A 14,637-nucleotide genomic window follows, 5' to 3' on the forward strand; every position below is an offset into this window, starting at 1 on the left:
CAGGGGAGAAGCATGTCCATCATCGAAGCGCACGCACCACTGCACGAGGCCCACCGCGACAACCACACGCACCGCGATGTGAACGGCGGTTGGCTCCGTCCCGCGGTCTTCGGCGCGATGGACGGACTGGTCTCCAACCTCGCCTTGATGACCGGTGTCGCGGGCGGCGCGGTCTCGCAGCAGACCCTCGTCATCACCGGTCTCGCCGGTCTCGCGGCGGGCGCCTTCTCCATGGCGGCGGGCGAGTACATCTCCGTCGCCTCGCAGCGTGAACTCGTCCAGGCGGAACTGGACGTCGAGCGCCGTCAGTTGCGCAAGCACCCGGTCGACGAGATGGAGGAGCTCGCCGCGCTGTACGTGTCGCGGGGTGTCGAGCCCGCGCTCGCCCGCGAGGTCGCGATGCAGCTCTCCCGGGACCCGGAGCAGGCGCTGGAGATCCACGCCCGCGAGGAGCTGGGGATCGACCCCGACGACCTGCCGTCGCCGGTGACCGCCGCCGTGTCGTCGTTCGGCTCGTTCGCGCTCGGTGCGATGCTCCCCGTACTGCCGTATCTGCTCGGCGCGAGCGCGCTGTGGCCGGCCGTGCTCCTCGCCCTGCTCGGGCTCTTCGCCTGCGGCGCGCTCGTGGCCCGGGTGACCGCGCGTAGCTGGTGGTTCAGCGGGCTGCGCCAGCTCGTCCTGGGCGGTGCCGCCGCGGCCGTCACGTACGGGCTCGGCATGCTCTTCGGGGCCGCGCTCTGAGCGTGTCCGTACGCGCTCCGAAGGCCCCCGCCCTGCGGCGGGGGCCTTCCGCGTGCATGCTTGCTGTGATGTATATCCCCTGGGCGGATCAGCCGCCCGGTGAGACACTATGCACAGCGCGACATATGTAGCCGTTACCCGGCGGTTTCAAAGGCTTAACCACCGGGCATGAGGCGTAAGCGCCGCGGGCAATGAGGCCCGCTTTCGCGACGGGTCGTCCGGTCCTCCGAGATCGACCCCCGAGATCGACCCCGAGATTCACCTGTTCGCATGTGAACCACCATCACCGCTCCGTGTCAGCGGTGTCCGCATGCTGGAATGAGCTATCCACTTCGCGAGAAGCCAGCCATCATGTAACCTGCACGAAATTTCGCGGAGGGCCAACGTCGTCCCTCGGCAGCTGCATATGCCACGACGACGACGGGAGAGCCGATGCGTTCCGACGCCTGGTCGCCCATGGACGGTCGCCCCGCTCCGCAGGGGATGTACGACCCCCGTAACGAACACGACGCCTGTGGTGTCGGGTTCGTGGCCACCCTGACCGGTGTTGCCAGCCACGCGCTGGTCGAGCAGGCGCTGACCGTACTGCGCAACCTCGAGCACCGCGGCGCCACCGGCTCCGAGCCCGACTCCGGAGACGGCGCCGGCATCCTGTTCCAGGTTCCGGACGCCTTCCTGCGCGAGGTCACCGACTTCGACCTCCCCGCCGCCGGCGCCTACGCTGTCGGTATCGCCTTCCTCCCTGCCGACGGCTCCGCACAGGCCGTCTCGCAGATCGAGACGATCGCGTCCGAGGAGGGTCTGAACGTCCTCGGCTGGCGCGAGGTCCCCGTAGCCCCCGAGCTGCTCGGCGCCTCCGCCCGTGCCACCATGCCTGTCTTCCGTCAGCTCTTCGTGGCCGACGGCAGCAGCGAGGGCATCGCCCTCGACCGCAAGGCGTTCGTGCTGCGCAAGCGCGCCGAGCGCGAGGCCGGGACGTACTTCCCGTCGCTCTCCGCCCGCACGATCGTCTACAAGGGCATGCTGACCACCGGCCAGCTGGAGCCCTTCTTCCCGGACCTGTCGGACCGCCGCTGCGCCACCGCCGTGGCCCTGGTCCACTCCCGGTTCTCCACCAACACCTTCCCGAGCTGGCCGCTGGCCCACCCGTACCGCTTCGTCGCGCACAACGGCGAGATCAACACGGTCAAGGGCAACCGCAACTGGATGGTGGCCCGCGAGTCCCAGCTCGTCTCCGACCTCTTCGGCCAGGGCAGCCTGGAGCGGATCTTCCCGATCTGCACGCCGGACGCCTCCGACTCCGCCTCCTTCGACGAGGTCCTGGAGCTGCTCCACCTCGGTGGGCGCTCCCTGCCGCACAGCGTCCTGATGATGGTCCCCGAGGCGTGGGAGAACCACGACTCCATGGACCCGGCCCGGCGCGCCTTCTACCAGTACCACTCCACGATGATGGAGCCCTGGGACGGCCCGGCCTGCGTCACCTTCACCGACGGCGTCCAGGTCGGCGCGGTCCTCGACCGCAACGGTCTGCGCCCCGGCCGCTACTGGGTCACCGACGAGGGCCTCGTCGTCCTCTCCTCCGAGGTCGGCGTCCTCGACATCGACCCCGCGAAGGTCGTCCGCAAGGGCCGCCTCCAGCCCGGCAAGATGTTCCTCGTCGACACCGCCGAGCACCGGATCATCGAGGACGACGAGATCAAGGCCGGCCTCGCCGCCGAGAACCCGTACGCCGAGTGGCTGGAGACCGGGGAGATCGAGCTCTCCGACCTCCCCGAGCGCGAGCACATCGTGCACACCCACGCCTCGGTCACCCGCCGCCAGCAGACCTTCGGCTACACCGAGGAAGAGCTCCGCATCATCCTCGCCCCGATGGCCCGCACCGGCGGCGAACCGCTCGGCTCCATGGGTACGGACTCGCCGATCGCGGCCCTCTCCGAGCGCCCCCGGCTGCTCTTCGACTACTTCACCCAGCTCTTCGCGCAGGTCACCAACCCGCCGCTGGACGCGATCCGCGAGGAGCTGGTGACGAGCCTGCACTCCTCGCTCGGCCCGCAGGGCAACCTGCTCGAGCCGACCGCAGCGTCCTGTCGCAGCGTCACCCTGCCCTTCCCGGTGATCGACAACGACGAGCTGGCCAAGCTCATCCACATCAACGCCGACGGCGACATGCCCGGCATGAAGGCCGCGACCCTGTCCGGCCTGTACCGGGTCTCCGGCGGCGGCGACGCGCTCGCCGCCCGCATCGAGGAGATCTGCGCCGAGACCGACGCGGCCATCGAGGGCGGCGCCCACCTGCTCGTCCTCTCCGACCGGCACTCCGACGCCGAGCATGCGCCGATCCCGTCGCTGCTGCTCACCGCGGCCGTCCACCACCACCTCATCCGTACCAAGCAGCGCACCCAGGTGGGTCTGCTGGTCGAGGCGGGCGACGTCCGCGAGGTCCACCACGTGGCCCTCCTGATCGGCTACGGCGCCGCCGCCGTCAACCCGTACCTGGCGATGGAGTCCGTCGAGGACCTGGTCCGGGCCGGCACGTTCATCGAGGGCCTGGAGCCCGAGCAGGCCATCCGGAACCTGATCTACGCGCTCGGCAAGGGCGTCCTGAAGGTCATGTCCAAGATGGGCATCTCGACCGTCGCCTCCTACCGAGGCGCCCAGGTCTTCGAGGCCGTCGGCCTCGACACCGCCTTCGTCGAGAAGTACTTCAACGGCACGGCCACCAAGATCGGCGGCGCCGGTCTCGACGTGGTCGCCAAGGAGGTCGCCGCCCGGCACTCCAAGGCGTACCCGGCCTCCGGCGTCCCCTCCGCGCACCGCGCGCTCGACATCGGCGGCGAGTACCAGTGGCGCCGCGAGGGCGAGCCGCACCTGTTCGACCCGGAGACCGTCTTCCGTCTCCAGCACGCCACGCGCAACAAGCGGTACGACATCTTCAAGAAGTACACGGACCGGGTGAACGAGCAGTCCGAGCGCCTGATGACGCTCCGCGGGCTCTTCGGCTTCAGCTCGGACCGTCCCTCGATCTCGATCGACGAGGTCGAGTCGGTCTCCGAGATCGTCAAGCGGTTCTCGACCGGCGCCATGTCGTACGGCTCCATCTCCCGCGAGGCGCACGAGACCCTCGCCATCGCCATGAACCAGCTGGGCGGCAAGTCCAACACCGGTGAGGGCGGCGAGGACCCGGACCGCCTCTACGACCCGGCGCGCCGCTCCTCGATCAAGCAGGTCGCCTCCGGCCGCTTCGGCGTCACGAGCGAGTACCTGGTCAACGCGGACGACATCCAGATCAAGATGGCCCAGGGCGCCAAGCCCGGCGAGGGCGGCCAGCTGCCCGGCCACAAGGTCTACCCGTGGGTCGCCAAGACCCGGCACTCCACCCCGGGTGTCGGTCTGATCTCCCCGCCGCCGCACCACGACATCTACTCCATCGAGGACCTGGCTCAGCTGATCCACGACCTCAAGAACGCCAACCCGGCCGCGCGTATCCACGTGAAGCTGGTGTCGGAGGTCGGTGTCGGCACGGTCGCCGCCGGTGTCTCCAAGGCACACGCGGACGTCGTCCTCATCTCCGGCCACGACGGCGGTACGGGCGCCTCCCCGCTGACCTCGCTGAAGCACGCGGGCGGTCCCTGGGAGCTCGGCCTCGCCGAGACCCAGCAGACGCTGCTGCTCAACGGCCTGCGCGACCGGATCGTCGTCCAGACCGACGGCCAGCTCAAGACCGGCCGCGACGTCGTCATCGCCGCGCTGCTCGGCGCCGAGGAGTTCGGTTTCGCGACCGCGCCGCTCGTCGTCTCCGGCTGCGTCATGATGCGCGTCTGCCACCTGGACACCTGCCCGGTCGGCATCGCCACCCAGAACCCGGTGCTGCGCGACCGCTTCTCCGGCAAGGCCGAGTACGTCGTCAACTTCTTCGAGTTCATCGCCGAGGAGGTCCGCGAGATCCTCGCTGAGCTGGGCTTCCGTACGCTCGAAGAGGCCGTCGGCCACGCCGAGCTGCTCGACACCAGCCGGGCCGTCACACACTGGAAGGCGCAGGGCCTGGACCTGGCCCCGCTCTTCCACGTGCCCGAGCTGCCCGAGGGCGCGGTCCGCCACGCCCTGATCGAGCAGGACCACGGTCTGGAGAAGGCCCTCGACAACGAGCTGATCGAGCTCGCCGCCGAGGCGCTCGGCGCGGCGACGGCCGAGGAGGCCCAGCCGGTCCGGGCCCAGGTCGCGATCCGCAACATCAACCGGACGGTCGGCACCATGCTCGGCCACGAGGTGACGAAGAAGTTCGGCGGTGCGGGTCTGCCCGCCGACACCGTCGACATCACCTTCACCGGCTCCGCCGGCCAGTCCTTCGGCGCCTTCCTGCCGAGCGGTGTCACGCTCCGCCTGGAGGGCGACGCCAACGACTACGTCGGCAAGGGCCTCTCCGGCGGCCGCGTGATCGTCCGCCCGGACCGTGGCGCCGACCACCTGGCCGAGTACTCGACCATCGCCGGCAACACGATCGCGTACGGCGCGACCGGCGGCGAGCTGTTCCTGCGCGGCCGCACCGGCGAGCGCTTCTGCGTCCGCAACTCCGGCGCGCTGGTGGTCTCGGAGGGCGTGGGCGACCACGGCTGCGAGTACATGACCGGCGGCACGGCGGTCGTGCTCGGCGAGACGGGCCGCAACTTCGCGGCCGGTATGTCGGGCGGCGTCGCGTACGTCGTCGACCTCGACCGGGACAACGTCAACTCCGGGAACCTGTCCGCCGTCGAGGCGCCGAGCGACTCCGACAAGCAGTGGCTGCACGACGTCGTGCGCCGCCACCACGAGGAGACCGGTTCGACGGTCGCGGAGAAGCTCCTTGCCGACTGGCCCGCGAACGCGGAGCGCTTCAGCAAGATCATCCCGTCCACGTACAAGGCAGTGCTCGCCGCCAAGGACGCCGCTGAGCTCGCCGGTCTCTCCGAGGCCGAGACCACCGAGAAGATGATGGAGGCGGCGACCAATGGCTGACCCCAAGGGCTTCCTGACCACCGGGCGCGAAGTCGCCAAGACCCGTCCGGTGGGCGAGCGAGTCAAGGACTTCAACGAGGTCTACGTTCCCGGCTCCCTGCTGCCGATCATCAGCAAGCAGGCCGGCCGCTGCATGGACTGCGGCATCCCGTTCTGCCACAACGGCTGCCCGCTCGGGAACCTGATCCCCGAGTGGAACGACTACGCCTACCGCGAGGACTGGTCGCAGGCGTCCGAGCGGCTGCACGCGACGAACAACTTCCCGGAGTTCACCGGCCGCCTGTGCCCGGCTCCGTGCGAGGCGGCGTGCGTGCTCGGCATCAACCAGCCGGCCGTCACCATCAAGAACGTCGAAGTCTCCATCATCGACAAGGCGTGGGACGCCAACGACGTCAAGCCGCAGGCGCCCGAGCGGCTGTCCGGCAAGACCGTCGCCGTCATCGGCTCGGGCCCGGCGGGTCTCGCCGCCGCGCAGCAGCTGACGCGGGCCGGCCACACGGTCGCGGTCTTCGAGCGCGCGGACCGGATCGGCGGCCTCCTCCGCTACGGCATCCCCGAGTTCAAGATGGAGAAGCGGCACATCAACCGCCGCATCGAGCAGATGCGCGCGGAGGGCACCAAGTTCCGTACGGGCGTGGAGATCGGCCGCGACATCACGGCGACGGACCTGCGCAAGCGCTACGACGCCGTGGTCATCGCCGCGGGCGCCACGACCGCGCGTGACCTGCCGGTCCCGGGCCGGGAGCTGTCCGGCATCCACCAGGCGATGGAGTACCTGCCGCTGGCCAACAAGGTCGTCGAGGGTGACTTCGTCACCGCGCCGATCACGGCCGAGGGCAAGCACGTCGTCGTCATCGGCGGCGGCGACACGGGCGCGGACTGCGTGGGCACCGCCCACCGCCAGGGCGCGGCCTCGGTCACGCAGCTGGAGATCATGCCGCGTCCGGGCGAGGACCGGCCGGCCGGCCAGCCGTGGCCGACGTTCCCGATGCTGTACAAGGTCACCTCGGCGCACGAGGAGGGCGGCGAGCGGGTCTACTCCGTCTCGACCACCCACTTCGAGGGCGACGAGGACGGCAACGTCCAGTTCCTGCACCTGGTCGAGGTCGAGTTCGTCGAGGGCAAGCTGACGCAGAAGCCGGGCACCGAGCGGAAGATCCCGGCGCAGCTGGTCACGCTCGCGATGGGCTTCACGGGTACGGACGTGGAGAACGGTCTGGTCGCGCAGTTTGGTCTAGACCTCGACGAGCGGGGTAACATCGCTCGCGACGCGGACTTCGCCACCAACGTGGGTGGTGTGTTCGTGGCCGGTGACGCGGGTCGCGGCCAGTCGCTGATCGTCTGGGCGATCGCCGAGGGCCGCTCGGCGGCCCGAGGCGTCGACCGCTTCCTGACGGGCGCGAGCGACCTCCCGGCCCCGATCCGCCCGACGGACCGTGCCCTGACGGTCTGACCGTCCCGTCCCCAAGACGTCCCGTACAACGACGTACGGAACTGAGCGCGGCGCCCCCCGAATGTCCCCGACCGGACGACTGGGTGGGCGCCGCGGTGCGTTCTCCTCGCGGGGGCGGACGGTCGACGCGGTCTCGTTCTGCTTGCGTCTCCTTGTGGGTCCCCGACCGCCGTCTTTGCCGCCGCCGACGAGCTCTTCGCCGTGAGCAGCAGCCCCACGAGCGTGTCGATGGACGACATCGCCGAGCCGCCATCCGCGCGGACCTGGTGGTGCGCCTGATCGACGACCGGAAGATGACGCCCGACGCCCTGCGCGCCGCGCTCGCGGCCCACGTCGACAGCGTCCTGGGCGACTGACCTCGGTCGGTCCGGTCGTGGGCTTCACCCACTCACGGTGGTCACCCAGGCCGCCGCCCCGGCCAGCGCGGCGTCCGCCTCCGGCAGCACGCCCCGCGCCCCGAGGAAGCCGTGGAAGACCCCGGTGTGCAGCTGGACATGGGTCCGGACTCCGGCGGAGGAGAGGCGACGTGCGTAGGCCAGGCCCTCGTCCCGGAGAAGGTCGCAGTCCGCGAGGACGACGAGGGTGGGCGGGAGGCCGGTGAGGTCGGCGGCGAGGCCGGGGGAGGCGGCGACCGGGTCGCCGGACGGGCCGACGTACTGCTCCCAGTACCAGCGCATGTGGGCCGCGGTGTGGAAGAAGCCCTCGGCGTACGCCTCGGCGGAGGGGGTGTCCAGGCGGTGGTCGAGGGCCGGGTGGAAGAGGAGCTGGCCCGCGACCGGCGGGCCGCCCGCGTCCCGGGCGCGCAGGGCCGCGGCCGCCGCGAGGTTGCCGCCGCTGGAGTCGCCCGCGACGAGGAGAGGGCTCCCCGGATACTCCGAGGCCGCCCACTCCAGAACCGCGTACACGTCGTCCTCGGCCGCCGGGAAGCGGTGCTCGGGCGCCCGCCGGTAGTCCACGGAGACCACCGAGGCGCCGGTACGGCCCGCCAGTTCCCTGCACAGGCCGTCGTGCGTGTCGAGGTCGCAGAGCACCCAGCCGCCCCCGTGGGCGAAGACGATCACGGGGGTGGGGGTAGGGGCCGGGCACGGGCTCGACGCGGAGCTCGACGCGGGGCCGGAGGCCGGGCCCGGGGCGGCGTTCGGTGCGGCGTTCGGTGCGGAGCTCGACGCTGGGGCGTACAGCCGTACGCGTACGCCGTCCGCCGTCGTCTCCCGGGACGGCGGTACCTCCCGTACCCCCGCCCGGGCCGCCGCCCGCAGGGCCTCCGGGGAGCCGGGGCCGGGGAAGCCCGCCGACATCGCGTCGCAGAGTGCCCGGGCCGCCGGGGTCAGTGGATCCGTCAGCCGGTCGTCAGCCCCCCGTCCACCGTGAACTCCGCACCCGTCACGTACGAGGACGCGTCCGAGACCAGGAAGGCGATCAGGCCGCCGACCTCCTCCGCACGGCCCATCCGGCCGAGCGGGACGTGTGACCAGTCCCTGTCCGCCACCGCCGCCGTCATCGGCGTGTCGACGGCCCCCGGGTGCACCGAGTTGACGCGGATCCCGTGCCCCGCCAGGTCGAGGGCCGAGGAGCGGGTCAGGCCGCGCAGCCCGAACTTGCTCGATCCGTACGCCGCGTGGCCCGGTATGCCGACGAGTCCGGCCGTCGACGACACGTTCACGATCGAGCCGCCGCCCGCCTCGCGCAGTGCCGGCACGACCGCCTGGATGCCGAGGAACGGGCCCAACAGATTGACTCTGAGGAGGAGTTCGAAGTTCTCGTACGTCTCCGACTCCACCGGTGCCGTCCGCCACAGCGCCGCGTTGTTGACCAGCGCGTCCACGCGGCCGTACGACGCGAGGGCGCGCGCGACCACCTCCCGCCAGTCCTCGGCGGAGGTCACGTCATGGCGTACGAACTCCCCGGCGTCGCCCAACTCCGCCGCGACCGCCCGGCCCTCCTCCTCCCGTACGTCCGTGCAGACCACCCGCGCGCCCGCCGCCGCCAGGAGCCGGGCCTCGGCCGCGCCCTGGCCGCGCGCCGCGCCCGTGACGATCACGACCTTGCCGGCGAGGGAGTTCACCTGGCTCACCTGCTCACCTGGCTCACTTGGCCGCCTCCAGTGCACGGAAGTGCGGGATGACCTTCTCGCCCCACTGCCGGATGGTCTCCATGCAGACCTCCTGCGGGACCGTGCCCATCTGGATCAGGCACATCACCTCGTCCACCCCGATCTCGTGCAGCTGCTCGACGTACGCGATGGCGGTGCCGGCGTCCCCGTAGGCGTGGTCGGTGTTGTACGTGCCGGTGTCGACCGGGCGGGCCGGGATGTTCGCCTCGTGGAGGCGGGCGACCAGCTCCTCGCGGCGCCGTTCGAGCGCGCCCGTGTGGTCCTCGTCCTCCGCGTAGCCGGTCGGGGCGGGGGAGTTGCCGTACCAGTGGGCGATCGACTCGGCGAAGAAGCGCTGGCCGCGCGTGCCGAGCCGGAGCGCGCGCTCCGCGTCGTCGAGGACGATCGTCGGGCAGAGCGCCGAGAAGTGGTCGTTGACCTCGGAGGAGACGAGCCGGGAGCCGTCGCGTCCGGCGATGGCCTCGTCGTACACCTTGCGCATCGCGCGCACGTCGTCGGCGCCGGCGAAGCCCATCACCAGGGCGCCGATGCCGAGTTCGGCGGCGAGCTTCAGGGTGTCGTGCTTCGAGCAGGCCATGAAGAGCGGCGGGTGGGGGTCCTGCACGGGGCGGGGGAGGATCGCGCCCGGGCCGATGTCGATCGAGCCGTGCCACTCGAACTGCTCCTCGCGCCAGGCGTGGGAGAAGATCCGTAGCGCCTCCTCCATCTGCGGGTACGTGTCCTCGGGGCGCACTCCGTACATCCGCATCTCCTGCCGGGTCGCGCCCCGGCCGGCGCCGATGTCCACCCGGCCGCCGCTGAGGACGTCGAGCATGGCGGCGCGCTCGGCGACCCGCACCGGGTGCTGGTAGCCGAAGGGCATGGTGACGACGCCGTGGCCGATCCGGATGCGTTCGGTGCGGGCGGCGACCCAGGTCAGGAAGATCTCGGACGCGCTCATGTGCGCGTACTGGGTGAGGGAGTGGTGCTCGACCGCCCAGACGCGGTCGAAGCCCATCTCCTCGGCGTGGACGGCCTGTTCGACGCAGTCGTGGATGACCTGGCGCTCCCGCTCGGGGGTCGGGTCGACGAGCTGGGCCTCGAAGATCATGGAGAACTTCACGGTGAACTCCTCACCTCTTCTATTTCGAATAGGAATACGTCTAGCAGTCATATCGGAGGTCGGGAAGGGGGTCGTAGACTTCGGTCCGTGGCGGACAAGAAGACGGCAGGTCAGGAAGACGTACCGGAGATCCCGGGGTTCCCGGCGACCAGCTGGGCGGTGCTCGGGCTGCTCTCCTTCGGGGAGGAGCTGTCCGGCTACGACCTCAAGAAGTGGTCCGACTGGTCGCTGCGCTTCTTCTACTGGAGCCCGTCGTTCAGCCAGATCTACAGCGAGCTGAAGCGCCTGGAGAAGGCCGGTTACGCCACCTCGCGGATGGTCGCCCAGGAGACGGGCAGCCGCGACAAGCGGGTCTACCGGATCACGGACGAGGGGATGACCGCCGTCCGTACGTGGGCGCGCACCGCGCCCGTCGACCCGCCCGTGCTCAAGCACGGACCGATGCTGCGGCTCTGGCTCGGGCACCTCCTCGAACCCGAGCAGATGCGTGAAGTCCTCGGCCGCCACCGGGAGTTCGCCGAGACCATGCGGCTGCGCGCGGAGGTCGACGTGGAGGGGGCGAAGGCCGAGGAGGCGTGGGCGTACCCCACGCTCACCCTCAAGTGGGCCGAGCGGTACTACGCCTCCGAGCGCGACCTCGCGGACGCCATGCTCGCCGACATCGAGGAGCTGGAGAAGGAGCGCGCCCGTGCGGCCGCCGACTCCGTCGACTCCGCCGAGGGCAAGCGTCCGTAGGTGCGCCGGAAGTAGAGCAGCGGACCGGTGTCCCGGTGCGCGGTCGGCGCGTCGACCCGGCCCAGCGCGATGGCGTGGTCGCCGCCGTCCAGTACCGCGTCCAGCGTGCATTCGACCGTCGCGAGCGCCCCGTCGAGCAGCGGGGCGCCGCCCGCGCCGCCCGGCCGCCATGCCGTACCGGCGAACTTGTCGCCGCCCGTCACCGCGAAGCGCCGGCACAGCTCCTCCTGATCGGCGGCGAGCACGTTCACCGCGAACCGGCCCGCCGCCCGGATCCGTGGCCAGGTCGTCGAGGTGTGTGCCGGGCAGAAGCAGACCAGCGGCGGATCGAGCGAGACGGACGAGAACGACTGCACCGCCATGCCGACGGGCCGTCCGTCCTCCGGGTCGAGCGCGGTCACGACGGCGACACCCGTGCAGAAGCCGGCCAGTGCGGACTTCATGTCCATGGGCCCGGCTGGGCCGCGGCCGTGCACACCGATCCGGCCCTTGAGGCGCTCGTCGGGAGCGGGGCCGGCGGCGAGGTCCGCTGGGGCTTCCCCCGGCTGCGCGACGAGATCGCCGCCGCCGCGCGCGCCGCCGTCGCCCACGGCGTACGGCACGGCGACCGGGTCGCGATCTGGGCCCCCAACAGCCGCCGTTGGATCACCGCCGCCCTCGGCGCGGTCGCGGTCGGCGAACTGCGGGCGGCGGTGCGGTCCGTGCTCGCCCGCCACGAGGGCGCGGCGGCCTGGGCCCCGCTGGCCGGGCAGATCGGCGTGGCCGCCCTCGCCGTACCGGAGGCGTACGGCGGACTCGGCTGCGGGCTGCCGGAGATCGCCGTGGTGGCGGGGGAGTTGGGGCGGGCGCTCAGCCCGGTCCCGTTCCTCGGCTCCGCCGTCCTGCCCGTCACCGCCCTCCTCGCCTCGGCCGACTGGGACGCCTGCGCCCGCCTCCTGCCCGGCCTCGCCGAGGGCGCGCGGGCCGGCGCGCTCGCCTGGGCGGAGGAGGGCGGCTGGGAGGCGGTGGCGCTCACGACGGCGGACGACGGCGCGTGCCGTCTCTCCGGGCGCAAGGAGTACGTCCTCGCCGCACCGGAACGCCCGGACGTGTGCCTGGTCTTCGCCCGTGACGAGCGCACCGGCCGCCTCGGCGTCTACGAACTCACCGACGGGAACTGGGAGTTCACTCAGGTCGCCACCCTCGACCGGACCCGCCCGCTCGCCCGGATCCTGCTCGACCGGGCGCCCGCCCGGCTCCTGACCGCCGACGGGGAGGCCGTCCTCGCGCGGGTGCGCGACGTGGCCGCGACCGTCCTCGCCGCCGAGCAGGTCGGGGGCGCCGAACGGGCCCTGGAGGAGACCGTCCGCCACGTCGGCGAGCGCGTCCAGTTCGGACGGCCCATCGGCTCCTTCCAGGCCCTCAAGCACCGCCTGGCCGACCTGTACACCGCCGTCGAGTCCGCCCGCTCCCTCGCCCTGGCCGCCGCGCACGCGGACGCCGAACCCCTGGCCGCCGCGGCCGCGCGATCGGTCTGCTCGCAGACGTACGAGACGGTGGCGGGCGAGATGATCCAGCTCCACGGCGGGATCGGGGTGACCTGGGAACACCCGGCGCACGACCACCTCAAACGCGCCCACCAGTCCGCCCGCCTCTTCGGCGCCCCCGCCGCACACCGGATCCGCATCGCCGCCGCGCTCGGCCTCGTTCCCGCGCCCTGATCACGTACGCTCGGCACTCCGGGGGGATGGGGCCCCTCGGAAGATCGAGGGGGGATCCGTGGGTCTGAGTCTGCGCAAGGTCGAGGAGACCGCGCCCGCGCTGGTGAGTCTCTACAAGTCGGCCGGGGTGTCCCTGCGGAAGCACGGGATGGACGGACAGCGCGTGGCCGTCTACCTGGTGCTCGACTACTCCGGGTCGATGAAGCCGTACTACAAGGACGGCAGCGTGCAGGCCCTGGCCGACCGGGTGTTGGGGCTCTCGGCCAACCTGGACGACGACGGGCGGGTGCCGGTGGTCTTCTTCTCCACCGACATCGACGCCGAGACCGACATCGAACTCGCCGACCACCACGGGCGGATCGACCGGATCGTCGCCGGACTCGGCCACATGGGCAAGACCAGCTACCACCTGGCGATGGACGCCGTCATCGACCACTACCTCGACAGCGGCGCGACCGCCCCCGCGCTCGTCGTCTTCCAGACGGACGGCGGTCCGATCAACAAGCTCGCCGCGGAGCGGTACTTGTGCAAGGCGGCCGAGCTGCCGCTCTTCTGGCAGTTCGTCGGCTTCGGCGACCCGGGCAGCCGGCAGTTCGAATTCCTGCGGAAACTCGACGAGTTGGCGGTACCGCAGAAGCGCTCCGTCGACAACGCCGGCTTCTTCCACGCCGGCATGGACCCGCGCACGGTCCCGGACGCGGAGCTGTACGACCGGATCGTCGCCGAGTTCCCCGCCTGGCTCTCCGCGGCCCGGGCGCGGTCCATCGTCCGTCCCTAGGGCCTCTCGTTAACTCCTGGCCGCACGGCCGTCGTTCGGGTGATAGTGGCGCCATGGCTTCTCTTGTGCGACATGTGACGATCGACTGTTCCGACGCCTACACCCTGGCGACCTTCTGGGCCGCCGTCCTGGACTCCAAGGTCTCCGACGACGACCAGCCCGGTGACCCGGAGGCGCTGGTCGCGACGGCCGGTGGCGGTCTGCTCTTCATCCAGGTGCCGGAGAAGAAGTCGGTCAAGAACCGGGTCCACCTCGACCTCCAGCCGCAGGACCGCAGCCGTGACGAGGAGGTCGAGCGGCTGCTCGGCCTCGGCGCCACGCTGGTCGACGACCACCGCAAGCCGGACGGCACGGGGTGGGCGCTGATGGCGGACCCCGAGGGCAACGAGTTCTGCGTGGAGCGGTCCGCGGCCGAGCGCGGCGCGTGAGCGTGGGTGGCTGACCGCGTGGACGTGGAGTAATCCAGACAGAAGATGTCGGGTATCCGGTGTTTCCTGGACCCATGGGAGACACCGGTACCGCAGACACCTGGGCAGCCTTCGAAGCCGCCGAGCCCGACCTCGCCGCGACCGTACGGGAGCGCTTCGGGCAGTTCACCCACCACGCGCTCGCCACCCTGCGCAAGGACGGCTCGCCCCGGCTCAGCGGGATCGAGGCAGGCTTCCGCTTCGACGAGCTGTGGCTCGGCATGATGCCGAACTCCCGCAAGGCACTCGACCTGCGGCGCGACCCCCGGCTCTCGCTGCTCGCCAACCCGGGCGCCGGGACGGACATGGGCGGGGGCGACGTCCGGATCTCCGGGCGGGCGGTGGAGGTCACGGACGCGGAGACCGTCGCGCGGTACGTGGAGGCGGCCGGTGAGCCGCAACCGTTCCATCTGTTCCGGATCGAGCTCACGGAGGTGGTCCGCACGTACGTGGACGGCGAGCAGCTCGTCGTCCGCACCTGGGCCCCGGGGCGCCCGGCGCGGACGCTCCGCCGCGGCAACGACGACAGCCCGCCGACGCAGGACCCGAACTGAGA

12 protein-coding genes are annotated in these 14,637 nt (G+C 71.4%); 8 read left to right on the forward strand and 4 right to left on the reverse strand.

What is annotated here, in order from left to right:
• Positions 1–12: 12 nt before the first annotated feature.
• From ACGFYP_RS25050 to ACGFYP_RS25060, 3 genes are all read left to right on the forward strand, one after another.
• On the forward strand, positions 13–741 hold the full coding sequence (locus tag ACGFYP_RS25050; protein WP_393497594.1) for a VIT1/CCC1 transporter family protein: 729 nt from the start codon (positions 13–15) through the stop codon (positions 739–741).
• Positions 742–1,173: 432 nt separating this feature from the next.
• Positions 1,174–5,733: a glutamate synthase large subunit gene (gene gltB / locus ACGFYP_RS25055; protein ID WP_393497597.1), complete on the forward strand. Its 4,560-nt coding sequence runs from the start codon at positions 1,174–1,176 to the stop codon at positions 5,731–5,733.
• A complete protein-coding gene (locus ACGFYP_RS25060) occupies positions 5,726–7,186 on the forward strand; it encodes a glutamate synthase subunit beta (protein WP_361967719.1) in 1,461 nt (486 codons plus the stop codon). The genes gltB and ACGFYP_RS25060 overlap by 8 nt, the downstream gene beginning before the upstream one ends.
• 380 nt (positions 7,187–7,566) lie before the next feature.
• On the opposite strand, the gene ACGFYP_RS25065 is transcribed toward ACGFYP_RS25060, so the two are convergent.
• From ACGFYP_RS25065 to ACGFYP_RS25075, 3 genes are read right to left on the reverse strand one after another with little or no spacing between them, the layout of a single operon-like run.
• Positions 7,567–8,484 (reverse strand): alpha/beta hydrolase, encoded by a 918-nt coding sequence (locus ACGFYP_RS25065; RefSeq protein WP_393497602.1) that lies wholly within the window; start codon positions 8,482–8,484, stop codon positions 7,567–7,569.
• Positions 8,485–8,525: 41 nt separating this feature from the next.
• On the reverse strand, positions 8,526–9,251 hold the full coding sequence (locus tag ACGFYP_RS25070) for a glucose 1-dehydrogenase (protein WP_393497875.1): 726 nt from the start codon (positions 9,249–9,251) through the stop codon (positions 8,526–8,528).
• 22 nt (positions 9,252–9,273) lie between these two features.
• Entirely contained in the window at positions 9,274–10,401 is a 1,128-nt protein-coding gene (locus ACGFYP_RS25075) for an LLM class flavin-dependent oxidoreductase (protein ID WP_393497605.1), read from the reverse strand.
• Positions 10,402–10,488: 87 nt separating this feature from the next.
• Here ACGFYP_RS25075 and ACGFYP_RS25080 point away from each other — a divergent pair, with 87 nt between their 5' ends.
• On the forward strand, positions 10,489–11,136 hold the full coding sequence (locus tag ACGFYP_RS25080; RefSeq protein WP_393497608.1) for a PadR family transcriptional regulator: 648 nt from the start codon (positions 10,489–10,491) through the stop codon (positions 11,134–11,136).
• On the opposite strand, the gene ACGFYP_RS25085 is transcribed toward ACGFYP_RS25080, so the two are convergent.
• Positions 11,019–11,579 (reverse strand): flavin reductase family protein, encoded by a 561-nt coding sequence (locus ACGFYP_RS25085; protein ID WP_393497611.1) that lies wholly within the window; start codon positions 11,577–11,579, stop codon positions 11,019–11,021. The genes ACGFYP_RS25080 and ACGFYP_RS25085 overlap by 118 nt on opposite strands.
• Before the next feature lie 27 nt (positions 11,580–11,606).
• Here ACGFYP_RS25085 and ACGFYP_RS25090 point away from each other — a divergent pair, with 27 nt between their 5' ends.
• The 4 genes from ACGFYP_RS25090 (at position 11,607) to ACGFYP_RS25105 (ending at position 14,635) form a co-directional block, all read left to right on the forward strand.
• Positions 11,607–12,836: an acyl-CoA dehydrogenase family protein gene (locus tag ACGFYP_RS25090; protein ID WP_393497614.1), complete on the forward strand. Its 1,230-nt coding sequence runs from the start codon at positions 11,607–11,609 to the stop codon at positions 12,834–12,836.
• 58 nt (positions 12,837–12,894) lie between these two features.
• Positions 12,895–13,614 (forward strand): VWA domain-containing protein, encoded by a 720-nt coding sequence (locus ACGFYP_RS25095; RefSeq protein WP_393497617.1) that lies wholly within the window; start codon positions 12,895–12,897, stop codon positions 13,612–13,614.
• Between the two features lie 53 nt (positions 13,615–13,667).
• Positions 13,668–14,042: a VOC family protein gene (locus ACGFYP_RS25100; protein WP_393497620.1), complete on the forward strand. Its 375-nt coding sequence runs from the start codon at positions 13,668–13,670 to the stop codon at positions 14,040–14,042.
• A gap of 74 nt (positions 14,043–14,116) precedes the next feature.
• Complete coding sequence (locus ACGFYP_RS25105) at positions 14,117–14,635, forward strand: pyridoxamine 5'-phosphate oxidase family protein (protein ID WP_393497623.1); 519 nt, start codon at positions 14,117–14,119, stop codon at positions 14,633–14,635.
• The last annotated feature ends 2 nt before the right edge of the window (positions 14,636–14,637 follow it).

This window comes from Streptomyces sp. NPDC048370 (genome assembly GCF_043200825.1).
GTDB lineage: Bacteria > Actinomycetota > Actinomycetes > Streptomycetales > Streptomycetaceae > Streptomyces.